The organism is Streptomyces sp. NPDC059785 (assembly GCF_042732375.1).
Lineage (GTDB): Bacteria > Actinomycetota > Actinomycetes > Streptomycetales > Streptomycetaceae > Streptomyces.
In genome coordinates, this window is record NZ_JBHWHV010000016.1 from 11,506 (window position 1) to 34,212 (window position 22,707).

At 72.6% G+C, this 22,707-nt stretch carries 22 protein-coding genes; 10 read left to right on the forward strand and 12 right to left on the reverse strand.

Annotated elements, in window-relative coordinates; all coding sequences use genetic code 11:
* The 3 genes from ACFV6E_RS14865 to ACFV6E_RS14875 all read left to right on the forward strand — a co-directional run.
* Positions 1–1,998 (forward strand): trypsin-like peptidase domain-containing protein (locus ACFV6E_RS14865; protein WP_385461854.1); only part of this gene is annotated, 1,998 nt, incomplete at its 5' end.
* A 308-nt stretch (positions 1,999–2,306) separates the two neighbouring features.
* Complete coding sequence (locus tag ACFV6E_RS14870) at positions 2,307–2,768, forward strand: sec-independent translocase (protein ID WP_385175593.1); 462 nt, start codon at positions 2,307–2,309, stop codon at positions 2,766–2,768.
* A gap of 277 nt (positions 2,769–3,045) precedes the next feature.
* Complete coding sequence (locus ACFV6E_RS14875; RefSeq protein ID WP_385175700.1) at positions 3,046–3,711, forward strand: hypothetical protein; 666 nt, start codon at positions 3,046–3,048, stop codon at positions 3,709–3,711.
* A 77-nt stretch (positions 3,712–3,788) separates the two neighbouring features.
* Here the strand turns inward: ACFV6E_RS14875 and ACFV6E_RS14880 are convergent, their stop codons facing one another.
* The 3 genes from ACFV6E_RS14880 to ACFV6E_RS14890 are packed head-to-tail and all read right to left on the reverse strand — an operon-like array spanning position 3,789 to position 6,929.
* Positions 3,789–4,922 (reverse strand): Mrp/NBP35 family ATP-binding protein, encoded by a 1,134-nt coding sequence (locus tag ACFV6E_RS14880; RefSeq protein ID WP_385175697.1) that lies wholly within the window; start codon positions 4,920–4,922, stop codon positions 3,789–3,791.
* Positions 4,923–4,966: 44 nt separating this feature from the next.
* Positions 4,967–5,560, reverse strand: a complete 594-nt coding sequence (locus ACFV6E_RS14885) for a DUF1003 domain-containing protein (RefSeq protein ID WP_385175694.1) — start codon at positions 5,558–5,560, stop codon at positions 4,967–4,969.
* Entirely contained in the window at positions 5,550–6,929 is a 1,380-nt protein-coding gene (locus ACFV6E_RS14890) for a magnesium transporter MgtE N-terminal domain-containing protein (RefSeq protein ID WP_385175692.1), read from the reverse strand. The genes ACFV6E_RS14885 and ACFV6E_RS14890 overlap by 11 nt, the downstream gene beginning before the upstream one ends.
* 222 nt (positions 6,930–7,151) lie before the next feature.
* On the opposite strand from ACFV6E_RS14890, the gene ACFV6E_RS14895 reads away from it, so the two are divergent.
* Positions 7,152–7,910 carry a hypothetical protein gene (locus ACFV6E_RS14895; protein WP_385461857.1) on the forward strand — a complete coding sequence of 253 codons (759 nt, stop codon included), beginning with the start codon at positions 7,152–7,154 and terminating at the stop codon, positions 7,908–7,910.
* A 137-nt stretch (positions 7,911–8,047) separates the two neighbouring features.
* Here the strand turns inward: ACFV6E_RS14895 and ACFV6E_RS14900 are convergent, their stop codons facing one another.
* Positions 8,048–8,593 (reverse strand): hypothetical protein, encoded by a 546-nt coding sequence (locus ACFV6E_RS14900; protein WP_385175686.1) that lies wholly within the window; start codon positions 8,591–8,593, stop codon positions 8,048–8,050.
* A gap of 106 nt (positions 8,594–8,699) precedes the next feature.
* Positions 8,700–9,812 carry a magnesium and cobalt transport protein CorA gene (locus ACFV6E_RS14905; protein ID WP_385175683.1) on the reverse strand — a complete coding sequence of 371 codons (1,113 nt, stop codon included), beginning with the start codon at positions 9,810–9,812 and terminating at the stop codon, positions 8,700–8,702.
* Between the two features lie 483 nt (positions 9,813–10,295).
* On the opposite strand from ACFV6E_RS14905, the gene ACFV6E_RS14910 reads away from it, so the two are divergent.
* From ACFV6E_RS14910 to ACFV6E_RS14925, 4 genes are all read left to right on the forward strand, one after another.
* The gene (locus ACFV6E_RS14910) at positions 10,296–10,880 is read left to right on the forward strand and encodes a suppressor of fused domain protein (RefSeq protein ID WP_385175680.1); all 585 of its coding nucleotides are present in this window, start codon (positions 10,296–10,298) and stop codon (positions 10,878–10,880) included.
* A gap of 146 nt (positions 10,881–11,026) precedes the next feature.
* Positions 11,027–11,668, forward strand: a complete 642-nt coding sequence (locus ACFV6E_RS14915; RefSeq protein WP_385175677.1) for a DUF6758 family protein — start codon at positions 11,027–11,029, stop codon at positions 11,666–11,668.
* A gap of 390 nt (positions 11,669–12,058) precedes the next feature.
* Positions 12,059–12,925: a PHP domain-containing protein gene (locus ACFV6E_RS14920; RefSeq protein ID WP_385175674.1), complete on the forward strand. Its 867-nt coding sequence runs from the start codon at positions 12,059–12,061 to the stop codon at positions 12,923–12,925.
* A gap of 257 nt (positions 12,926–13,182) precedes the next feature.
* Positions 13,183–13,788 carry a MarC family protein gene (locus ACFV6E_RS14925; RefSeq protein WP_385175671.1) on the forward strand — a complete coding sequence of 202 codons (606 nt, stop codon included), beginning with the start codon at positions 13,183–13,185 and terminating at the stop codon, positions 13,786–13,788.
* A gap of 167 nt (positions 13,789–13,955) precedes the next feature.
* Here ACFV6E_RS14925 and ACFV6E_RS14930 read toward each other — a convergent pair whose 3' ends face one another.
* The gene (locus ACFV6E_RS14930) at positions 13,956–14,108 is read right to left on the reverse strand and encodes a hypothetical protein (protein ID WP_385175668.1); all 153 of its coding nucleotides are present in this window, start codon (positions 14,106–14,108) and stop codon (positions 13,956–13,958) included.
* A gap of 226 nt (positions 14,109–14,334) precedes the next feature.
* On the opposite strand from ACFV6E_RS14930, the gene ACFV6E_RS14935 reads away from it, so the two are divergent.
* Positions 14,335–15,234, forward strand: coding sequence for an NYN domain-containing protein (locus ACFV6E_RS14935; RefSeq protein ID WP_385175665.1), 900 nt, complete (start codon positions 14,335–14,337; stop codon positions 15,232–15,234).
* Positions 15,235–15,254: 20 nt separating this feature from the next.
* Here ACFV6E_RS14935 and ACFV6E_RS14940 read toward each other — a convergent pair whose 3' ends face one another.
* Both ACFV6E_RS14940 and ACFV6E_RS14945 read right to left on the reverse strand, forming a co-directional pair.
* Positions 15,255–16,271 (reverse strand): alpha/beta fold hydrolase, encoded by a 1,017-nt coding sequence (locus ACFV6E_RS14940; RefSeq protein ID WP_385461859.1) that lies wholly within the window; start codon positions 16,269–16,271, stop codon positions 15,255–15,257.
* Positions 16,272–16,559: 288 nt separating this feature from the next.
* Complete coding sequence (locus tag ACFV6E_RS14945; RefSeq protein WP_385461997.1) at positions 16,560–19,163, reverse strand: DEAD/DEAH box helicase; 2,604 nt, start codon at positions 19,161–19,163, stop codon at positions 16,560–16,562.
* A gap of 484 nt (positions 19,164–19,647) precedes the next feature.
* On the opposite strand from ACFV6E_RS14945, the gene ACFV6E_RS14950 reads away from it, so the two are divergent.
* Positions 19,648–20,406 (forward strand): ferritin-like fold-containing protein, encoded by a 759-nt coding sequence (locus ACFV6E_RS14950; RefSeq protein ID WP_385461862.1) that lies wholly within the window; start codon positions 19,648–19,650, stop codon positions 20,404–20,406.
* A gap of 28 nt (positions 20,407–20,434) precedes the next feature.
* On the opposite strand, the gene ACFV6E_RS14955 is transcribed toward ACFV6E_RS14950, so the two are convergent.
* The 4 genes from ACFV6E_RS14955 to ACFV6E_RS14970 form a co-directional block, all read right to left on the reverse strand.
* On the reverse strand, positions 20,435–20,704 hold the full coding sequence (locus ACFV6E_RS14955) for a hypothetical protein (protein WP_385175059.1): 270 nt from the start codon (positions 20,702–20,704) through the stop codon (positions 20,435–20,437).
* Between the two features lie 214 nt (positions 20,705–20,918).
* Complete coding sequence (locus ACFV6E_RS14960) at positions 20,919–21,146, reverse strand: DUF3107 domain-containing protein (protein WP_385175056.1); 228 nt, start codon at positions 21,144–21,146, stop codon at positions 20,919–20,921.
* Positions 21,147–21,300: 154 nt separating this feature from the next.
* Positions 21,301–21,942: a TetR/AcrR family transcriptional regulator gene (locus tag ACFV6E_RS14965; RefSeq protein ID WP_385175054.1), complete on the reverse strand. Its 642-nt coding sequence runs from the start codon at positions 21,940–21,942 to the stop codon at positions 21,301–21,303.
* Between the two features lie 339 nt (positions 21,943–22,281).
* Positions 22,282–22,551, reverse strand: a complete 270-nt coding sequence (locus ACFV6E_RS14970) for a hypothetical protein (protein ID WP_385175051.1) — start codon at positions 22,549–22,551, stop codon at positions 22,282–22,284.
* Positions 22,552–22,707 lie beyond the last annotated feature (156 nt).

Here is a 22,707-nt window from a genome sequence, read left to right on the forward strand (position 1 = left end):
CCCGCGGCACCGCCCGTACCGACGCAGACCGCCGTACAGGCCGCTCCGGCCGAACCGGCGGCCGACCTCGCCGCACCGACCGGGCCCGCGACGCCGACGGAGCGTGCAGTACGGGCCGACCCCGCCGTACGGGCCGAGCCCGCGGCACCGCCCGTACCGACGCAGACCGCCGTACAGGCCGCTCCGGCCGAACCGGCGGCCGACCTCGCCGCACCGACCGGGCCCGCGACGCCGGCCAACCCCGCCGTACCGACGCAGCCTGCCGCCCCGGCCGCCCCGGCCGCCCCGGCCAACCCCGCCGCCCCAACCGAGCCCGCGCTCCCGGCAGCCCCCGCAACCTCCGCCGCCCCGACAGCCCCCACCCCACCGACCCCCACCCCCGCGGACGCCGCCCCCGCAACCCCCGCGGATGCCGCCCCCGCACCCCCCTCCAACCGCCCCCAGCCCCTGCACGACCCGGACCCCTACAGCACGCCCCCGTACGGGGAGCCCGGGCCCTGGGCGCTCGCGCCGCCCGTTCAGCACCCGGGGACGACTCCTGCGCACGGCACCCACCTGGCCCCGGGTCCCGCTCCGGAGGCGCACAGCGCTTCGGAGGCCCACATGCCTCCGTCGGCGGCCCCGGCGCAGCCGGGCCCCCCGGCTCAGCCCGCGCCCGCCGCCGCCCCCCAGACACCCGCTCCCGCCCCGTACCCGGAGGCCACCGCTCCCGCCCCGTACCCGGAGGCCACCGCTCCCGCCCCGTACCCGGAGGCCGTCGCTCCGGTGCCCGGCTCCGTCCCGGCCCAGCCCGCGCCTCCGCAGGCTCCCTGGCAGAACTACGATCCCTGGGCCGCGGCCGGGCCGTTGCAGCAGACCGGTGCGGCCGTCGTCTCCGAGCCGCAGCGGCGCAGGCGGGGCAAGCGGTCGCTGGTGGCCGGTGCCCTGCTGGTGGCGCTGGTGTCCGGCTGCGTGGGAGGCGCCGTCGGCGTCTACCTGGAGCGCAACGGCGGGATCACGGACATCGAGCTGCCGCAGGCGGGCAAGGAGCCGACCGGCCGGGCCGCGGGCACCGTGGCCGGTATCGCGGCCGCCGCGCTGCCGAGCGTGGTCACCCTGCACGTACGCGGCTCGGACGCCGAGGGCACCGGTACCGGGTTCGTGCTCGACGGCTCGGGCCACATCCTCACCAACAACCACGTGGTCGAGCCGGCGGGGTCCGACGGCGAGATCTCCGTGTCCTTCAGCGGCGGTCAGACCGCCAAGGCGGAGGTCGTCGGCCGGGACACCGGGTACGACCTCGCGGTGGTCAAGGTCAGCGGAGTCAGCGGCCTCAAGCCGATGTCGCTGGGCAACTCCGACAACGTGCAGGTCGGCGACCCTGTCGTGGCCATCGGCGCGCCCTTCGACCTCGCCAACACCGTCACCTCCGGGATCATCAGCGCCAAGGAGCGGCCGATAACGGCGGGCGGCGAGAAGGGCGACGGCAGCGACATCAGCTATGTCGACGCCCTCCAGACCGACGCGCCGATAAACCCCGGCAACTCCGGCGGCCCGCTGCTCGACTCCAAGGCCAGGGTCGTCGGCATCAACAGCGCCATCCGGTCCGCCGACAGCGGCTCGGGCGCGGAGGGGCAGGCCGGCTCGATAGGGCTGGGCTTCGCCATCCCGATCAACCAGGGCAAGCGCGTCGCCGAGGAGCTGATCAACACGGGGAAGGCCACCCACCCGGTGATCGGCGTCACGCTCGACATGGACTACGCGGGGGACGGCGCCCGGGTCAACACCGAGAGTCAGGGCGGCGGCTCGCCGGTCACCCCGGGCGGCCCCGGCGCCAAGGCCGGCATCGAGGCGGGCGACGTGATCACCGAGATCGACGGCCGGGCCGTGCACTCCGGCGAGGAGCTGATCGTCAAGACCCGCGCCCACCGCCCCGGCGACAGCCTGGAGCTGACCGTCGAGCGCGACGGCAAGACGAGGAAGCTCACCCTCGTCCTCGGCTCCTCGGACGGCGACTGACCGGAACGTCGGCGCCTGGCCGGAACGTCGGCGACCGGCAGGAACGACGACGACCGACCGCCACGTCGGCGACCGACCGCACTGACGACGACCGACCGCCGCGACGGCGACTGACAGGAACCTCATAAGAAGGCCCCCGCAAGGCGCTCCGGCCCCGCTGAGAACGGCGAACTCCGCGAAAACCTGCCGTGTACATGGAGCCGGAGCGCCCGGGACGGTACCGGACGGACGGGAACGCCGGGTACCGTGGATCCGGCCCGGACCACGGAAGACCTGCCGAGGGCCGCGGACATCGCAAGGAGCCTCAGGTGTTCAATGACATAGGACCGCTCGAGCTGGTGACGCTCGTTGTCCTCGCCGTGCTCATCTTCGGTCCGGACAAGCTCCCGAAGATGATCCAGGACGTCACGCGCACCATCCGCAAGATCCGGGACTTCTCCGAGAGCGCCAAGCAGGACATACGCCAGGAGCTGGGCCCGGAGTTCAAGGACTTCGAGTTCGAGGACCTGAACCCCAAGACGTTCCTGCGCAAGCAGCTGGACAACGACGAGCTGGGGCTCAAGGAGATCCGCAACGGCTTCGACCTGAAGAAGGAGATGGCCGAGGTCACCGACGCGGTGCACAGCCGTGACACGGAGCCCGCCGCCGGTTCGGCCACGGCCTCCGCCGACGCCGCGGGCGGCACTGCGGGCGGCACCGTCGACATGACGAAGAAGCGCGAGAAGCCCGCTCCCGACGAGCGCCCGCCCTTCGACGCGGACGCCACCTGAGCCGTCACTCCGACCACGGCCCGGCGCCCCGCGGCGCCGGGCGCCCCCGTCCGCGGCCATGCACCCCGTACACCCGCGCGCGTGATGTGAGTCATACCCCAATGGCGGTTTTCACGGCCTGAAACGGACCTGTACGGGTCCTGTGCGCCGGGCGGTTTCCAAGTCGCCCGGAGTGGTGTGGCTATGCTGCCCAGTTGTTGTGCGGACCATAGGTGAGCGAGACGCCCGTGGGGGGCGGGCCGCTCGGGTCCAACAAGAACAGGAGGCGTCCGGGCAGATGGAGACGACGAGTCGGGTAGGCGCGCAGTCGCCGGCCACGGAGGGCGGGCAAGGGCTCACCTCCGGCCGGGGCACGGTCGACGGCTACCTGCTGGCGCCCTTCCCGTGGTACGGCCTCGACGAGGCGTTCACGGGTCCGCGCTGGCTGATGCAGGTCGGCACGTCGGCGGACGGTGCGGTCGAGCACGGCAGCGTGGGACACGGCGACGAGCCCACGGTGCGCAGCGAGCTGGTGGCCGGGGACGAGGTCAAGGAGCGGTTCGCGGTGGTGGTGACCGTGGCGGCCAGCCCCTCGCGGCGCAGCGCGGACGGCACCGGACTGCTGGAGGCCACCTCGGTGTCCTCGGCGGCCTGGCTCGCCGGGGTGGGGCTGCTGTCCTGCACCTGGCCGGCCCAGATGGACCACACACTGCGGGACGACTGGCTGGAGCAGCAGACGGAGACGGCGTGGGTGCTCGCGGACGACCTGGGCGGGGCGGACTGGTCGACGCTGTCCCTCCCCGTGGACGGGGTCCCCACCCCCTTCCACTACCGCGAGTCCGAGTTCGGCTGGGTCCTCGCGGGCTCCACCACGGAGGGGGTTCACGTCGGCGCGTACGGCCGGGGCATGAGCGCGTACGGGCTGGCCTTCTCGATGATCAAGGACATCGCGGCGTACGCCTGAGCGGCCGCCGGGCGTGAGACACGAGGAAGGGGGCGCCGTCTCAGACGGCGCCCCCTTCCTCGTACCGGCAAGGCCCTCTAGAACTTGTTGCGCGGCGTGATGCCCAGCGACATGCCCGACAGGCCGCGCTGGCGGCCGCCCAGCTTGCCCGCGATGGCCCGCAGGGCGGAGCCCGCCGGGGAGTCGGGGTCGGAGAGCACGACCGGCCTGCCGTCGTCGCCGCCCTCGCGCAGCCGTACGTCGATCGGGATGGAGCCGAGGACGGGGACCGTCGCGCCGGTCGTACGGGTCAGGCCGTCGGCGACGGTCTGACCGCCGCCCGTGCCGAACACGTCGACCATCTCGCCGCAGTGCGGGCAGGGCAGGCCCGCCATGTTCTCGACCACGCCGACGATCTTCTGATGGGTCTGTACGGCGATGGAGCCGGCCCGCTCGGCGACCTCGGCCGCGGCCTGCTGAGGCGTCGTCACGACGAGGATCTCGGCGTTGGGGACGAGCTGCGCGACCGAGATCGCGATGTCACCCGTGCCCGGCGGCAGGTCGAGCAGCAGCACGTCCAGGTCGCCCCAGAAGACGTCCGCGAGGAACTGCTGGAGGGCGCGGTGGAGCATCGGGCCGCGCCACACGACGGGCGCGTTGCCCGGGGTGAACATGCCGATCGAGATGACCTTCACGCCGTTCGCCGACGGCGGCATGATCATGTTCTCGACCTGGGTGGGACGTCCGTCGGCGCCCAGCATGCGCGGCACGGAGTGGCCGTAGATGTCGGCGTCGACGACACCGACCTTGAGGCCGTCGGCCGCCATCGCCGCCGCCAGGTTCACCGTCACGGACGACTTGCCGACGCCGCCCTTGCCGGAGGCCACCGCGTACACCCGGGTCAGCGAGCCGGGTTTGGCGAACGGGACCTCGCGCTCGGCCTGGCCGCCGCGCAGCGCGGACGCCAGCTCACGGCGCTGCTCGTCGCTCATCACGTCGAGCTCGACGTCGACGCGGGTGACCCCCTCGACGGCCGAGACGGCCTGCGTCACGTTGTCCGTGATGGTCCCGCGCATCGGGCAGCCGGAGACGGTCAGGTACACCGCGACCGCGACCGCGCCGTCCGCGCCGATCTCCACCGATTTGACCATCCCCAGTTCGGTGATGGGTCGCTGGATCTCCGGGTCGTTCACCGTCGCCAGCGCTTCGCGCACCGCGTCTTCCGTAGCCATGTCAACGATGGTACGGCGCCCGGCGGGGGGCCCGGGTAGTCCTGTCACCGGTCGTCTACGTCACGTCCGCGTGCCCGGTCCGCCGGGAATACCGCGCGCCCGTCGCCGTCCGCCTCCGCCAGCTCCTTGACCGCGTCCTGGAGCTCCCGGAGTTCGGAGCGGATCCAGTCCCGGGTGGCCACCTCGCCGAGGCCGGCCCGCAGCGCCGCGATCTCGCGGGTGAGGTACTCGGTGTCCGCGATGGACCGCTCGTTCTGCTTGCGGTCCTGCTCCAGGTTGACCCGGTCGCGGTCGGCCTGGCGGTTCTGCGCGAGCAGGATCAGCGGGGCGGCGTAGGACGCCTGGAGCGAGAGCATCAGCGTCAGGAAGATGAACGGGTACGGGTCGAAGCGCAGGCCGTCCGGGGCGGCGATGTTCCACACCACCCACAGCACGATGACGACCGTCATCCAGACGATGAACCGCCCGGTGCCCAGGAAACGGGCGATCCGCTCCGACAGCCGGCCGAACGCCTCCGGGTCCCACTCGGGCAGCCACCTGCGCCTCGGCAGCATCGGCTGGTCGAGCCGGCCCCGCGGCCGTGTCGTCGCCGTCGCCCCGGCGGGCACCTTCTCCCGGCTGTCGCGCTCAGCGCCCATCCGCGCCTCCCGGACCGCCGTCCGCCCGCCCGGGGTCGCCCGCGGCGCGCGCCGGCGGGTCCGTCCCGGCCGCCTCGTCCCGCCCGGCCGCTCCCTCGTCCCGCTCATCGAGTTCGTCGAGCCGGTACTCCGTCTCCCGCCAGTCGTCGGGCAGCATGTGGTCCAGTACGTCGTCCACGGTCACCGCGCCGAGCAGGGAACCGCTCTCGTCCACGACCGGCGCCGCGACCATGTCGTACGCCGCGAAGAAGCCCGCCACCACGGGCAGCGCGGCGTCCGGGGCCAGCGGCATCAGATCGTCGTCCACCAGCGACCCGACCAGGGTGAACGGCGGGTCGCGCAGCAGCCGCTGGAAGTGCACGGTGCCGAGGTACTTGCCGGTCGGCGTCTCGTCCGGCGGGCGGCACACGTACACCTGGGCGGCGAGGGCGGGGGAGAGGTCCGGGTTGCGGACCCTGGCCAGCGCGTCGGCGACGGTCGCGTCGGGGCGCAGCACGATCGGCTCGGTCGTCATCAGCCCGCCCGCCGTCCGCTCCGCGTACGCCATCAGCCGCCGGACGTCCGCCGCGTCGGCGGGCCGCATCAGCGTCAGCAGCCGCTCCACGTCCTCCTCGGGCAGCTCGCCGAGCAGGTCGGCCGCGTCGTCCGGGTCCATGGCCTCCAGCACGTCCGCCGCACGCTCCTCCTTGAGCTTGCCGAGGATCTCGATCTGGTCGTCCTCGGGCAGCTCCTCCAGTACGTCGGCGAGCCGGGCGTCGTCCAGGGCGGCGGCCACCTCGCCGCGCCGTTTGGGGGAGAGGTGGTGCAGAACGTTGGCGAGGTCGGCCGGGCGGAGCTGCTCAAAGGTGGCGAGCAGGTTCTCGGCGCCCTGCCCGTGCTCCTCCGCGGAGAACCCGGTGACGGCGGACCACTCGACGGTCAGCGTCTCCCCCTTGGACCGCCGGAAGGCGCCGCCGCGGCCCTTGCGGACGAAGACCCGGTCGATCTCCCACTCCCGCCGGGCGGGGAGCTGACGGACCGCCACGTCGAGCACGGTGACCTCCTCGCCCGTCTCCGCCAGCAGCACCCGCCGGTCGAGCAGTTCGCCGAAGACGAGCCGTTCGGTGGGCCGCTGCTCGAAACGGCGCACGTTGAGCACGCCGGTCGTGATCACCTCGCCGGTCTCGATGCCGGTGACGCGCGTCATGGGCAGGAAGATCCGGCGCCGCGTCGACAGCTCGACGACGACGCCGAGCAGCCGGGGCGGCCGCCGGCCCACCCGGAGCATGGCGACCAGGTCGCGCACCCGGCCCACCTGGTCGCCGTTCGGGTCGAAGACGGCGGCGCCGGCGAGATGCGAGACGAAGATCCTCGGGGCCCCTGCCGCCATGCCGCGCGTCTCCTTCCCGTCCGGTTCCGATCCGGTTCCCCGGCTTCTTCCCCGCCGGCCGATTGATACCGGGATGTCCGCTCGGGTGGGCTTCAGGCTAGCCCGTACCGGTCGGATACGCCCTGGTGAGCGGTCCGGACGGACTGCCTCCGTAGGGCGTCCCGGGCCCCGGTACGCTGCCGTACGCCACCGAGGACATCCGCGCGAAAGGCGGCCCCACCTGTGACTGCAACCCCCCAGGGCCGTACCGGCAGGTCCGCACTGGCGAGCGCGCTGTGCGCGCTGGCCGTGACGGGGACGGTACTGACGGGATGCAGCGCGGAGGACCCGGACGCGGGCACGAACGGGGTCGGCAAACTGTCCGCCCAGAAGATCCAGAGCAGAACGCGCAAGGCCGCCGAGTCCGCCGACACGGTCCGCCTGTCGGGCAACGTGGTGACCAACGGCCGGACCTACGAGCTCGACATGCGGCTCAAGGGCGACGGCGGCACGGGCTCGGTCACCTCCAAGGGCGAGAGCTTCCGGCTGCTGCGGGTGGGCGAACACCTCTTTCTCAAGGCCGACGCCGCGTTCTGGAACCACCAGGACGGCAAGGACGACGACAGCGGCTCGGACACGGCCGCCGCCGACAAGCTCGACGGCATGTACGTCAAGGTCCCGACCGGCGACCCGGCCTACAAGCGGTTCAGCGGCTTCACCGACAAGGACGTACTCCTCGACGGGCTGCTCACGCTGCACGGCGACCTCGCGACGGACGGCCACCACGAGCAGCAGGGCACCCGCACCATCCGCATCACCGCGGACGAGGGTGAGGGCGGCAGCCTCGACGTCTGCCTGGAGGGCGAGCCGTACCCGCTGCTGCTGGTCCGGGCCGGCGGCGCGGGCACCCTCCGCCTCACCGACTGGGGCAAGGACTTCGCCCTGAAGGAACCGTCCGAGAAGGAGACGGTGGACTACGGGCAGCAGCTCCCCGCCTCGTAGCCGCCGGCTCTTCTCGGCCTCGTAGCGACTGGCTCTGCCCGGCCTCGAAGCGACCGTCGCCGCCGCCGCCGTCTGCGAGGCACTGCGCCGCAGCGGCTGCGGCGCCCGGCGGCCGGCTCTGCCCGGCCTCGTAGCGGCTAGCCCTGCTTGCGCTTCTTTCTCTTCAGCAGCAGGCGGGGCAGCCCGGCCGGGACCGGCTCGCGGGTCGTCACCGGGGTCGGCCGGGGCGGGGCCGCGAGGGAGCCGTCCGGCAGCGCAGCGGTACCGCCCTGCGGCTGGAGGCGCAGCACCCGGCACTCACCCGCCCAGCGCTCGGTCATCGTCTCCGCGTCGGGCGCGTTCAGCCGCTTGCCCTTGAGCTCGCCGACCGTGGCCTCCCACTCCGCGGAGCCCGGCGTCAGCTCCACGACCTTGGCGGGCCAGGAGACCAGCCGGCCGCCCTTGTCCTTGCTGCGGACGGTGACCACCGCGTCGCCGCCGTCGGCCAGGCCGGGCAGTGGCTGTTCGCCGGGCCCGTCACCCACCAGGCACACCGCGCCGTCGTGCCAGACGTGCCACAGCGCCCGCGAGGACGCCTCCCGGCCGGGCCCGTCGAGCACCGGCACACCGCCCGACACCCAGATCAGCCCGGACTTCTTGGTGGCCTCCTCGACGAGGGCCTGGTCGAGCAGCTCTTCGGTCATGGACCAAGACTATCCAGCGGCCGTCGGACCGCGGCAGGCCCGCGCGCCCCGTACGGCAGGCCCGTGTGCCCGTAGGGCGGCAGGCCCGTGTGCCCGTACGGCGGCCCTACAGCCAGCCGTTGCGCTTCAGCGTGCGGTGGATGCCCAGGCAGATGACGACCGTGACGCCCAGGACCATGGGGTAGCCGAACCGCCAGTGCAGCTCCGGCATGTGCTTGAAGTTCATCCCGTACACCCCGCACACCATCGTCGGTACGGCGATGATGGCCGCCCAGGACGTGATCTTGCGCATGTCCTCGTTCTGCGCGACGGACGCCTGCGCCAGGTTGGCCTGGAGGATCGAGTTCAGCAGCTCGTCGAAGCCGAGCACCTGCTCCTGCACCCGGGCCAGGTGGTCGGCCACGTCCCGGAAGTACTTCTGGATGTCGGGCTCGATCAGCCGCATCGGCCGCTCGCTCAGCAGCTGCATGGGACGCAGCAGCGGCGACACCGCCCGCTTGAACTCAAGGACCTCGCGCTTGAGTTGATAGATCTGCCCGGCGTCGGTGCCGCGCGGCGTGCCCTTGCGGCCGGGCGAGAACACCTCGGTCTCGACCTGGTCGATGTCGTCCTGCACGGCGTCGGCGACGGCGATGTACCCGTCGACGACGTGGTCGGCGATCGCGTGCAGCACTGCCGAGGGCCCCTTGGCGAGCAGCTCCGGGTCGTCCTGGAGCCGGTGCCGCAGCGCCCGCAGCGAGCCCTGCCCGCCGTGCCGGACGGTGATGAAGAAGTTCCGCCCCGTGAAGCACATGACCTCGCCGGTCTCCACCACCTCGCTGGTGGCGGTCAGCTCGGCGTGCTCGACGTAGTGGATCGTCTTGAAGACGGTGAACAGGGTGTCGTCGTAGCGCTCCAGCTTGGGCCGCTGGTGCGCCTGGACGGCGTCCTCCACGGCCAGCGGGTGCAGCCCGAACTCGTTCGCGATACCGGCGAATTCGGCCTCGGTGGGCTCGTGCAGCCCGATCCACACGAAACCGCCGTCGCGGCGCACCTGGCGCATCGCCTCGTGCGGGGTCAGGTGGTCGCCGGACTCGACGCGGGCGCCGTCGCGGTAGACGGCGCAGTCGACGACGGCCGACGGCGTGGCGGGGTCGCGCGTGGCGTCGTACGAGCCGCCGTCCCCCCGCAGCGAGGGACGGGGACGGACCGCGGCACGGAGGTCACGGATCATCGACATGGCAGGCTCCTTCGCAACGGAGGCCGCCGGCGACGGTTGGAACTGCCCGGAATGGGGACGTCCTGACTGCGGAATGTTTGGCACGTCCACAAAGCGGGGAGCACCGCACCGTCGCGGTGGCAGCTTCGCTACTGATTCAGATCAGACGGATCAGTCAGATGGATCAGGCGGAAACGAAGGCTCTTCCATCGGTGCACCAGCGGGACGAGAAGCGAGTGCGAGAGGCGGCAGCAGGCAGAGCCAGAGCTACATCAGCGAGCGGAAGAGCGGGTGGTACTGCACGGTCGACTTCGGTCCATTGCAGCCCCACCTCCTCCGGCCGGTCCCCCGTGAGGGACGATCCATCCCCCGCAGGGGAGTCTCACGCGTCGAGGCTAGACCGCGACGCTTCTGCGTGCTGCCCCGACCAGCGGCCAAGACTATCAGCGCACTGAACGTCAACGTGCCGCTTTGCCCGTTGCTGACGAGTTCTATGCTCGGCTCATGGCAGATGTTCTCCCTCTCGTCGAGGCCCGGTTGCGCTCTGCGCTGGGCGAACCCGACGCCCGCGCCGCGATCACCTTCCTCGGCACCGACCGCGTCGAAGTGCTGCGGTTCACAGAGGGCGACACCGTCCGCTACGCCACGCTCGGTATGTCGGCGCAGCCGATGACGGACCCGGCCGCGGTGCTCGCCGACCCGGTCGCGGGCCCCCGCGCCGAACTGGTCCTCTCGGTACGCCCGTCCGGCGCCGACACCGACAAGGTGCTCCGCCCGCTGGCCGTGCTCGCCGCGTCGCCCCAGGTCGAGGGGGTCGTCGTGGCCCCGGGCGGGTCGCTCGACGTGGGTGAACCGCTGTGGCCGGGTGCGCCGTTCACCTCGGTCCTGGTCGCCGAGCCGGGCGGCCTGGTGGAGGACCTGGAGCTCGACGCGCCCGCTGATCCCGTACGGTTCCTGCCGCTGCTGCCGATGACCCCGAACGAGGCGGCGTGGAAGCGGGTGCACGGGGCGGGTGCCCTCCAGGAACGCTGGCTGAGCAGCGGGACGGACCTGCGCGATCCCACCCGCCGATCCGTCGCGCTGGACTGAGCGGCTGTCAAGTGCCGTGGCAGACGGCCCAGTTGTTTAGCTGCGCTAATTAATGCGGATGCCATCCGGTCTTTCGGTGGTGGGGCGCGCGCCGGACGGGTGATCGTCCTTGACGGGGCGTACCGCGGGGAGGACCGTTGGGGCCTATGAGGGGCGAACCCAGTTGCCCGAAGTGTGGTGGCCGGGTCAGGGCTCCCGGACTCTTCTCCGACGCGTGGCAGTGCGATGTCCACGGGACCGTGCATCCGCTGCAACCCGTGATCCCGCCCAGCGTCGAGGCCCTCGGCGTCGTGGTGCACCGCGCGAAGGTGCCGGTGTGGATGCCCTGGCCGCTGCCGGTCGGCTGGCTGTTCACGGGGGTCGCGTGCGCCGGTGACGACCGCAGCGGCGGCCGCGCCACCGCCGTGGCCTGCTCGGGCCCGGGCCCGCTGGGCGGCGCGGGGGAACTGGTGCTGGTCGCCGAGGAACTGGGAGTCGGCCTCGGTGCGCGGTACGCGGGCATCGACGGCCCCGACCCGGGCCCGTACATGAACGTCGAGAAGCCGCCGCAGGCCAAGGTCCTGGCGGCCGGCCGCCCGACACCGCTGTGGGTGGTCTCGGGCTCTCCGGACGACCGCGCCGTCTTCGCGGGCGAGGCCCGCGGACTGTGGCTGTGGGCGGTCGTCTGGCCGGAGCAGTCGGGAATGCTGATGTACGACGAGCTGGTGCTGACGGATCTGCGGGACGCCGGCGCGGAGGTGGACCTGCTGCCGTGCGGGGCGCTGTCGCCGCGGATCCTCGAGCCGTAGGAGAGCCGTAGGAGAGCCGTAGGACGTGATGCCCGGCGTGCGGAGCGGGCGTCCGCGCGGGGCTGCCGGAGGCCGGGGCGGCGTGTGGCCGGGGGTCGGGGTGGCGCGTGGCCGGGGGCGTGATGCCCGGCGTGCGGAGCGGGCGTCCGCGCGGGGCTGCCGGAGGCCGGGGTGGTGGGTGGCTGGGGGTCGGGGTGGCGCTGGCCGGGGGGCGAGGCGGCGCTGGCCGGAGGTGGGGCGGCGTGTGGCTGGAGGCCGGACCGGCGTGTGGCTGGAGGTCGGGGTGGCCCGTAGGGGGTGGCCGGCGGGGGCGGGTGTGACGGAGGAGGGCGGGATCCCCGTTATCCTTGAGCGTTCCCTGCCGTCCTGTCACCGTCTGGAGTCCGCGTCGTGCGTATCGACCTGCACACCCACTCCACCGCGTCCGACGGCACGGACACCCCGGCCGAGCTGGTACGGAACGCGGCCGCCGCGGGGCTCGACGTCGTCGCGCTCACCGATCACGACACCACCCGCGGGCACGCCGAGGCGGTCGCCGCCCTCCCCGGGGGGCTGACCCTGGTCACCGGCGCCGAGCTCTCCTGCCGCCTCGACGGAGTCAGCATGCACATGCTGGCCTACCTCTTCGACCCCGAGGAGCCCGGGCTGCTGGCCGAGCGCGAGCTGGTCCGGGACGACCGGGTGCCGCGCGCCAGGGCCATGGTCGCCAGGCTCCAGGACCTCGGGGTGCCGGTCACCTGGGAGCAGGTGGCCAGGATCGCGGGCGACGGCTCGGTCGGCCGCCCGCACGTCGCCTCCGCGCTGGTCGAGCTCGGTGTCGTACCGACCGTGAACGACGCCTTCACCGGGCAGTGGCTGGCCGACGGTGGCCGGGCCCACGTGCCGAAGCACGAGACCGACCCGTTCGAGGCGATCCGGCTGATCAAGGGTGCGGGCGGGGTCGCGGTGTTCGCGCACCCGGCGGCGGCCAAGCGCGGCCGGACGGTGCCGGAGTCCGCGATCGCCGAACTCGCCGCCGCCGGACTCGACGGCATCGAGGTCGACCACATGGACCACGAGCCCGCCACCCGGGCCCGGCTGCGCGGTCTCGCGGCCGACCTGGGGCTCCTCACCACCGGCTCCAGCGACTACCACGGCAGCCGCAAGACCTGCGTCCTCGGCGAGTTCACCACCGATCCCGAGGTCTACGGGGAGATCACGCGGCGCGCCACCGGCGCGTTCCCGGTGCCGGGCACCGGCGGAAGCGCGCCCGCCTAGGCCTCCGCCCGCCTAGGCCCCCGCCCTCCGTATGACATCGCCGCTCCGCGCGGCGTGACTCCGTCGCCCGGCGGTCACGGGCCGCCCGCGACGCACTCCTCCAGCAGACGTGCTTCACCAGGTGTGCTTCACGGATGTGTTTCACCGGGTGTGCTTCACCGGGCGTGACGCCTGTCCGTGCGCGGCGGCCGGGGTGCCGTGCGCCCCCGTCACTTTCCCTCGTCACTTCACTCACCACTTATGCAAGGCCAGTCACCGTGTTCGATCTCGCCGTCTTCGGCTCCCTCTTCCTGACCCTCTTCGTCATCATGGACCCGCCCGGGATCACCCCGATATTCCTGGCGCTCACCGCGGGCCGCCCCGCCAAGGTGCAGAAGCGCATGGCCTTCCAGGCGGTCTGCGTGGCCGGCGGTGTGATCACCGTCTTCGGCCTGCTCGGCCACCAGATCCTGGACTATCTGCATGTCTCGGTGCCCGCGCTGATGATCGCGGGCGGGCTGCTCCTGCTGCTGATCGCCCTGGACCTGCTGACCGGCAAGACGGACGAGCCCAAGCAGACCAAGGACGTCAACGTCGCCCTCGTACCGCTGGGCATGCCGCTGCTGGCCGGGCCAGGCGCGATCGTGTCCGTGATCCTCGCCGTGCAGAAGGCGGACGGCGTGGCGACCCAGGTCTCCGTATGGGCGGCCATCCTCGCCATCCACGTCGTGCTGTGGCTGGTCATGCGGTACTCGCTGCTGATCATCCGGGTCATCAAGGACGGCGGTGTCGTCCTGGTGACACGACTGGCGGGCATGATGCTCTCCGCCATCGCGGTGCAGCAGATCATCAACGGGGTCACGCAGGTGATCAAGGGCGGCTGAGGAGCTGATCAAAGGGCGGCCGAGGGGCGTTGCCCCCACCGACGAGGGGGCGGTGTCCCCACGGACGCGCGGTGCCCTACCGACGCGCGGAGCCCCGCGCGGCGAAGGTGCCGGCGGGGCTCCGAAATCTGCAGAACGTCTGCGGGTAACGGGGTAATGCGTACGCGTTACGAGGCAGTCGTGTCGGCGGGGCGGATCCACAGGCGCTGCCCTATCGCGGCGGCCTGCTGAACGATCCCGTTGACGGAGGCGGCGTCCACGACGGTGGTGTCCACGGGGGTTCCGTCGACGTCGTCGAGTCGCATGATTTCGAAGCGCATGGGCTTCTCCCTTCGTCTGGTCATCCTCCTGAGGAGAACTACTGGTGAGTGGCCCGTGAGGCGTCGGTACCTCAGGTGCCCACTGAATCCAACGGGATGCTTGTTACAAACATTCCCTACGCTAAGGAAAATTTTCGAGAACCTAATTACTGACCGGTAAGAGGTTATTGAGAGACCGACCGGGACCGGTTGTGTTCGCAGCGTGACCGCCGGGACAATGGAATCGATGAACGACGACCTCGCGGCGCTCGGCGTCCGCATCGACCATACGAACGAGCTGCTGCAACGCATGCTCGCCGAGGTGGCGAAGACGCCCTCCACCCACGCGATCTTCGTCGACGCCGGATACCTCTACGCGGCGGCGGGCCGGCTCGTCGCCGGCACCGAAGACCGCCGGGCCTTCGAACTCGACGCCGAGGGCCTGATCGAGGCACTCATCGACCGCGCCCGCACGATCTTCGCGGACAGCCGGCTGCTGCGCGTCTACTGGTACGACGGCGCCCGCCGCCGCATCCACACCGCCGAGCAGCAGTCGATCGCCGAACTGCCCGACGTCAAGGTCAGACTGGGCAACCTCAACGCCAACAACCAGCAGAAGGGCGTCGACTCACTGATCCGCAGCGACCTCGAATCGCTCGCCCGGCACCGCGCCATCAGCGACGCGGCCCTCCTCGGCGGCGACGAGGACCTGGTCTCGGCGGTCGAGGCGGCGCAGGGTTACGGGGCCCGGGTCCACCTCTGGGGCATCGAGGCCCCGGACGGCCGCAACCAGGCTGAGCCGCTCCTGTGGGAGGTCGACAGCCAGCGCACCCTCGACCTCGACTTCTTCAAGCCGTACGTCTCCAGACGCACCACCGCCAGCAGCTACGACGCCTCGGTGGCCGCCCGGCCCACGCGCGAGGACGTACGGTTCGTGGGCGCCCAGATCGCCGCGAAGTGGCTGGCGGCGCGCGGCCGGGAAACGCTGGTGGAGCTGATGCCCGGGCACCCCTATCTGCCGGGCTCGGTCGACCAGGACCTGCTGGTCGAGGCCGAGGGCCTGCTCCAGTACTCCCTGCGCGGCCAGGCGGACCTGCGCCGCGCGCTGCGGGACGGCTTCTGGGAGCACCTCCAGACCCAGTACTGATCTCACCTGTTCCTACTGGCTCACAGGCTTTGAGGTCTGCATCGGTCCCAGAACACGGCGAGTGCCCGCGCGGTGTCCAGCGGACGGTCCGTGTTGGGGGAGTGCTCGGCGCCCCGCACGACGGTGCGGTGGGCGCCCAGCCGTATCGCCATGTCGTCCAGGAGCGGTACCGGCCAGGTGTCGTCGCGCGCGCCGGAGAGTACGTGCACGGGCAGCGCCAGGGCCGCCAGCTCGGCGACGCGGTCGGGTTCCGTACACAGCTGGCGTCCGGTCGCGACGAGCTGCGCGGGGGCGGTGCCGAGCCAGCGGCGGCGCAGGTCGACGCGGTTGTCGAGCCCGGGGTCGAGATCGGGAGCGCCATGGTCCGGACCGGGGGCGGGATCGGGAGCGCCATGGTCCGGGCCGTGGGCGGGATCGGGACCGCCATGGTCCGGGCCGGGGGCGCCGGTGTCGGTCTCCTCGGGTGGCTCCATGGGCGGCTCCATCGCCTGGATCGCCTCCCACACCTCGGCCATGCTCATCACGGCCAGCGCGTCCCTGAGCAGCTTCACGCGCTCCCGCTGGGAGGCGGAGATCTGCGCGGGCCCCGAGGACATCAGGGTGAGCGACAGGAACGGTGCCGCGTCCAGGAGGACCGCCGCGCGGGCGACCTGCCCGCCGAGCGAGTGCCCCACGAGATGCACGGGGCCGCCGAGCGCGGCCGCCTGCGCGAGCACGTCCTGCGCCAACTCGCCCTGGGTGTACGCCGATTCGTCGTCCCGGGGGCCCGGTGTCTCGTACTGCCCGCGCCCGTCCACGGCCACGGTGCGGTAGCCGGCCGCCGCCAACGGCCCGTGCAGCGCGATGAAGTCCTCCTTGCTCCCGGTGAAACCGGGCAGCAGCAGGGCGGTTCCCTTCGCCGGCGGCTCCTGCGGCCGACCCTCGCGGGGCTGCTGCGGCTGGGGCGCCGAGTCGAGTACGGCGAACTCGCCGCGCGCGGTGCGCAGCCGGTACGCACGGACCCCGGACGGCGGACGGAAGGTGGGCGGCCTGCTCATGCTTCGAGGCTAACGGGCGGCCCGTGAGCCCGCGCCGGGGCGTCCCCGGGAAAGACCACCGCGGCCGGACGTCGCCGTGGAGAGACCCCGGTGACCCCCACGACCGGCCGCGACGGCCACCGTAGCGCCGCACCACTGCAACGCCGCAGCGCCGTAGCGCCGCGGACGAGCTCGGCCTGCCCGGGTACACCCGGGTACGCCGAGGTGCACTCGGATACGCCCAGATGCACCCGGGTACGCCGACGGCCCGGTACCGCGCGTTGGCGGGACCGGGCCGTCGGTCGGGGATCAGCCCTCCGTGGACTCCGCCGCTGCCGCGGTCTTGCGGGTGCGGCGGCGGGGCTTGGCCTCGGGTTCGTCGGCGGTCTGGGCCGGGATTTCGGCTTCGGCTGCCGGGGCGGTGGCCTTGCGGGTGCGCCGGCGGGGCTTGGCCTCGGCGGTCTCCGCGGTGTCCACGGCGGTCTCGGCGGCGGCCGTCGTCGCGGCCTTCGCGCGGGTCCGGCGCGGCTTCGTCTCCGCCACCTCGCTGACCTCGGTCGCCTCGGCGGCCGGGGCTTCGACCTTGGCCGCGGCGGTCTTGCGCGTCCGGCGCGGCTTGGCCGGGGCCTCGGCCGTGACGTCCGCGGACTCCACCGTCTCCACCACGGCCGTGGCCTTGCGGGTGCGGCGGCGGGGCTTGGCCTCGGGTTCGTCGGCGGTCTGGGCCGGGATTTCGGCTTCCGCTGCCGGGGCGGTGGCCTTGCGGGTACGGCGACGGGGCTTGGCCTCGGCGGTCTCCGCGGTCTCCGCGGTGTCCACGGCGGTCTCGGCGGCGGCTGTCGTCGCGGCCTTCGCGCGGGTCCGGCGTGGTTTCGTCTCCGCCACCTCGGCGGCCGGAGCCTCGGTCACGGACGCCGTGCCCTCTACCGTGTCGACCGCGGCTGCGGCCGGCGCGGTGGCCTTCCGCGTACGACGACGCGGCTTGACGACGGCCTCTTCGGCGACCTCGACGGCCTCGGTGGCCGGGGCGGCCGTCTCCGTGGCGAGGACCGTCTCCGTCGCGGCCGTGGCCTTGCGGGTACGGCGACGCGGCTTGACGGCGGCCTCTTCGGCGACCTCGACGGCCGGGGCGGCCTGGGTGGTCGTCTCCGTCGCGGCCGCGCTCTTGCGGGTGCGGCGGCGCGGCTTCACGGGAGCCTCGGTTTCCTCGGTCGCCTCGGCGGTCCCGAGGACCGTCTCAGCGGCCGCGAGGGCCTCGGCGGCGGACGCCTGAGCCGGCACGGTCTCCGCGGTTCCCACGGTCTCGGCGATCTCCACCGCCTCCGCGGCCCTCGCCCGGGTGCGGCGGCGGCGCGGCTTCGCCGGTGCCTCCGGCGCGCTCTCGGCCGTCACCACGGCGGACTGTGCGGCCTCGGTCGGCGCCTCGGCGACCACCTCGGCGGCGGTCGGCTCGGCGACCGCACCGCCGCGCGTACGGCGGCGACGGCGCGGAGCGCGCGGCTCGACGGTCTCGGACGGCGCGGTCGAGGACGTCTCGGACGGCGCGGGCGAGGGCGTCTCGGACGGCACCGCGGTGGGCGCAGCCGACTCGTCCAGCGGCGCACCGCCGCGCGTACGGCGCCGACGGCGGGGCGTGCGCGCCGGACGCTCGCGCTCACGCTCGCGCTCGCGCTCGGCGGGCGCCCCGCCACGGCCACCGCGGCCACGCGGACCACGGCCGCCCGTCTCGCCCAGGTCCTCGACCGCCTCGGCGGCCAGACCCGCGCGGGTGCGCTCGGAACGCGGCAGGACACCCTTCGTGCCGGCCGGGATGCTCAGCTCCTCGAAGAGGTGCGGGGAGGTGGAGTACGTCTCCGGCGGGTCGTTGAAGGTCAGTTCCAGCGCCTTGTTGATCAGCTGCCAGCGCGGGATGTCGTCCCAGTCGACGAGGGTGATCGCCGTACCCGAGGCGCCCGCGCGGCCCGTACGGCCGATGCGGTGCAGGTAGGTCTTCTCGTCCTCGGGGGACTGGTAGTTGATGACGTGGGTGACGCCCTCGACGTCGATGCCGCGGGCGGCGACGTCGGTGCAGACGAGGACGTCCACCTTGCCGTTGCGGAAGGCGCGCAGCGCCTGCTCGCGGGCGCCCTGGCCGAGGTCGCCGTGGACCGCGCCGGAGGCGAAACCGCGCTGCTGGAGCTGGTCGGCGAGGTCCGCCGCCGTCCGCTTGGTGCGGCAGAAGACCATCGCGAGACCGCGGCCCCGGGCCTGCAGTATGCGCGCGACCATCTCGGCCTTGTCCATGTTGTGCGCGCGGTAGACGTGCTGCGAGATGTTGGCGACCGTCACGCCCTCGTCGTCCGGCGCGGTGGCGCGGATGTGCGTGGGCTGCGACATGTAGCGGCGCGCGAGTCCGATGACCGCGCCCGGCATGGTGGCCGAGAACAGCATCGTCTGACGGCGGGCCGGCAGCATGTTGATGATCTTCTCGACGTCGGGCAGGAAGCCCAGGTCGAGCATCTCGTCGGCCTCGTCGAGCACGAGCGCCTTGATGTGCTTCAGGTTCAGCTTCTTCTGGCCCGCCAGGTCCAGCAGCCGCCCCGGGGTGCCGACGACAACGTCGACGCCCTTCTTGAGCGCCTCGACCTGCGGTTCGTACGCCCGGCCGCCGTAAATGGCGAGAACCCGTACGTTACGGACCTTGCCGGCGGTCAGCAGGTCGTTGGTGACCTGGGTGCACAGCTCGCGGGTCGGGACGACGACGAGCGCCTGCGGGGCGTCGGTGAGCTGCTCGGGCTGCGCCCGGCCCGCCTCGACGTCCGCCGGGACGGTCACGCGCTCGAGGAGCGGGAGGCCGAAGCCCAGCGTCTTGCCGGTGCCGGTCTTGGCCTGGCCGATGACGTCGGTGCCCGACAGGGCGACGGGGAGCGTCATCTCCTGGATGGGGAAGGGGTTGATGATGCCGACGGCCTCCAGGGCCTCGGCGGTCTCGGGAAGGATTCCGAGCTCTCGGAACGTCGTAGTCAGGGTGCTGCCTCTTCTGTGTACGCGGTGCGAGGCGAGCGCGGGGGTCGTGTCGGGACCGTGCCGGGGACGTCGGCCGCTCTTGACGGGCGGGCCGAGTGGCATGGGACCACTGCCGACGCTCGAGCGCTCGTACCGCTGAGGGTCCCTCCGGACGTCGTACGCAATGTGCCGTACGGACGGGGAGGGCTGTCGGGTCGGAGCCGATCGGGCCTCCGACCGGGCATCCTCATTCGTGCGGCCCGTCGAGCTACGTCGATCAACCAAGCGATCGACTCAACGGGCGCATTACCACCATACCCCGGAATCGCGCACACGCGATGGCCGATTTGGTCACATGGTCGTCGTCACACTGATTGACCAGGGACTTCCGGGCTGCTCCGGGCGGGCTATTGTGCGCTTCATGACGACGCCTGACAACGCCGCTGACACGTCCGCCGAGACCGCCCCCGCGGCCACCGGAGTCGCCGCCCAGGACTGGGACACGGCCGCCGCCGATCCGCAGTACCGGGCCGCGGTCGTGGACCTGCTGGGAGCGCTCGCGTACGGCGAGCTGGCGGCGTTCGAACGGCTCGCGGAGGACGCCAAGCTGGCGCCCTCGCTGGTCGACAAGGCGGAGCTGGCCAAGATGGCGTCGGCCGAGTTCCACCACTTCGAGCAGTTGCGGGGCCGGCTGGCCGCGATCGGCGCGGAGCCGGCCGAGGCGATGGAGCCCTTCGTGACCGCGCTCGACGGCTTCCACCGCCAGACCGCGCCGTCGGACTGGCTGGAGGGCCTGGTCAAGGCGTACGTCGGCGACTCGATCGCCAGTGACTTCTACCGGGAGGTCGCCGCACGCCTCGACGCCGACACCCGGAGCCTGGTCCTCGCAGTCCTCGACGACACCGGGCACGCGGGCTTCGCCATCGAGAAGGTGCGCGCCGCGATCGACGCCGATCCTCGGGTGGGCGGACGGCTCGCCCTGTGGGCGCGGCGGCTGATGGGCGAGGCGCTGTCCCAGTCGCAGCGCGTGGTGGCCGACCGCGACGCCCTGTCGACCATGCTCGTGGGCGGTGTCGCCGACGGGTTCGACCTCGCGGAGGTCGGCCGGATGTTCTCCAGGATCACCGAGGCCCACACCAAGCGGATGGCCGCGCTGGGACTGGCGGCCTGAGGGACGGTCGGCGCTGAGCCCTGCTGGATTACGCCGGGGCCGAGCGCCGGCGCAGTCTCTCCGCGGGGCGCAGCAGCAGCGACAGCGAGGCCGCCGCGACGACCACCGCGCCGACGAGGGTCGGCAGCGGATAGCCGGGTCCCATCGCGCTGTGGGTGAGGAAGGCGCCGAACAGGCCGCCGCCGACGCCCGTCGGCAGCACCAGGGTGCGGGCGGGCAGCCGGTGGGACAGGCGGTGGACCGCCGCCCAGGCAAGGGCGAGACCGAGCAACGCGGAGCCGAGCGCTTCCAAGAACATGGTGAGGTCCCTCCCGCACGGCCGGGGCAAATCGGTCGTAGCCGGTCTACCCCTGTGGCCCGGAACGCAATCCTCCTCTGTGGCGGAGTTGTGCTCCGTCTGTGCAGTTCAGGAAGCGGAAGGAAGCGAAAGGGGTCCCGCGGCGAGTGCCGCGGGACCCCTTTCGCATCGTGCGCGCCCTTTGCGTCATGCCGCGCCGTGCGCGCGGTCAGCGCTACAGCGCGCTGAAGCCCACCTTGCGCGTGGTGGGCTCGCCGAGCTCCACGTAAGCGAGACGGTCGGCGGGGACCAGGACCTTGCGGCCGTGGTCGTCCACGAGGCTGAGCAGCGCCGTCTTGCCGGCCAGCGCCTCGGACACCGCGTGCTCGACCTCCTCGGCGGTCTGACCGCTCTCCAGAACGATCTCGCGGGGCGCGTGCTGCACGCCGATCTTGACCTCCACGGCTATGTCCCTCCGACGGTCAGTGATGTGCGCGTTCGTCCGCGCCGTACGCAGCACACATTAGCCCGGTGAGGGGAGGGTTCACGCTCCGTCCAAGAACGCCAACAGCGAACAGCGGACGGGAACAAAGCCGCGGGCGCCTTCAGCGGTCCCGTCAGTGGTGCTCGTTGCCGTGCAGCGGGAATCCGGCGATGCCGCGCCAGGCCAGCGAGGTCAGCAGTTGGACCGCCTGGTCGCGCGGGACGCTGCGGTCGCTGTGCAGCCAGGACCGGGCCACCACCTGGGCCAGTCCGCCGAGCCCCGAGGCGAGCAGCATGGACTCGGCCCGGGAGAGGCCGGTGTCCTCGGCGATCACGTCGCAGATCGCCTCGGCGCACTGGAGCGTGACCCGGTCGACGCGCTCGCGTACGGCGGGCTCGTTGGTCAGGTCGGACTCGAAGACCAGCCGGAAGGCGCCGCCGTCGTCCTCGACGTACGCGAAGTAGGCGTCCATCGTGGCCCGTACGCGCAGCTTGTTGTCGGAGGTGGAGGCCAGTGCCCGGCGCACCGAGTCCAGCAGGGACTCGCAGTGCTGGTCCAGCAGGGCCAGGTAGAGATCGAGCTTGCCCGGGAAGTGCTGGTAGAGGACCGGCTTGCTGACGCCCGCGCGCTCGGCGATGTCGTCCATCGCGGCCGAGTGGTAGCCCTGGGCGACGAAGACTTCCTGAGCCGCGCCGAGAAGCTGGTTGCGCCGGGCACGGCGTGGCAGCCGCGTGCCCCTCGGGCGTGCCGCCTCTGTCTGCTCGATGGCTGTCACGCCGCCTCCTAATCGTCCACATGCGGTGTGCGCCGCGCCGCCATCGTACTTTTGGGTAACCGTGCTGTGCGCGTCGCGAGCGCAGAATTTCACGGACCGGACAATGGCGCAGCCACGCAGACGGCCACAAATGGGGGCGGGCCGGTCGTGGTCCGGTCGCCGGTCCCGCCTCCAGTCCGGTAGCCGGTCCGGTCGGCGGGCCGCCCCGGCAGCGGAGACCGCTCCGGCCGCGGGGGCCGCTCCGGCCGTGGAGGCCGCTCCGGCCGTGGCCGTGATTTCTTGTGGCCGTCGGCGGTGGCCGCTGCGGTGGCTGTCGGTGGTGGCCGTAAGCGGTAGCCGTCAGCGGTAGTCGTCCTCGTCCACGGAGACCGTCCGGTTCTGCTCCAGCAGATCGGCCTCGTCGCCGCGGCTCGGGTCCAGTTCCTCCAGCGGCTCGTCGCCCCGCGGCGCCACGTCCGTGTGCTGCTCGGCGGCGTCGGCCTCAGGGGTCTCCTCGGCGATCTCGAGGGCCTCCTCGCTCTCCCGGGGCTCCGTCTCGTCGCGGTTCTCGTCCTCCGCCAGGACGTCGACGGCCCGGGGGTCGGCGGGATCGATGGGGTCGAAGGCCATGGGCGAACTCCGTTCCTAGAACTGCCCTGAAGACTTCCCCGGCAGAAGCAGGGGTCACGTATGGGTGCCCTGTTTCGAGCGTAGGAGACACCCGAATCAAGCGCCATGCGATCGGGGGGCGGGCCGATGCAGGGCGCGCAGCTTGCCAGGGCGCCA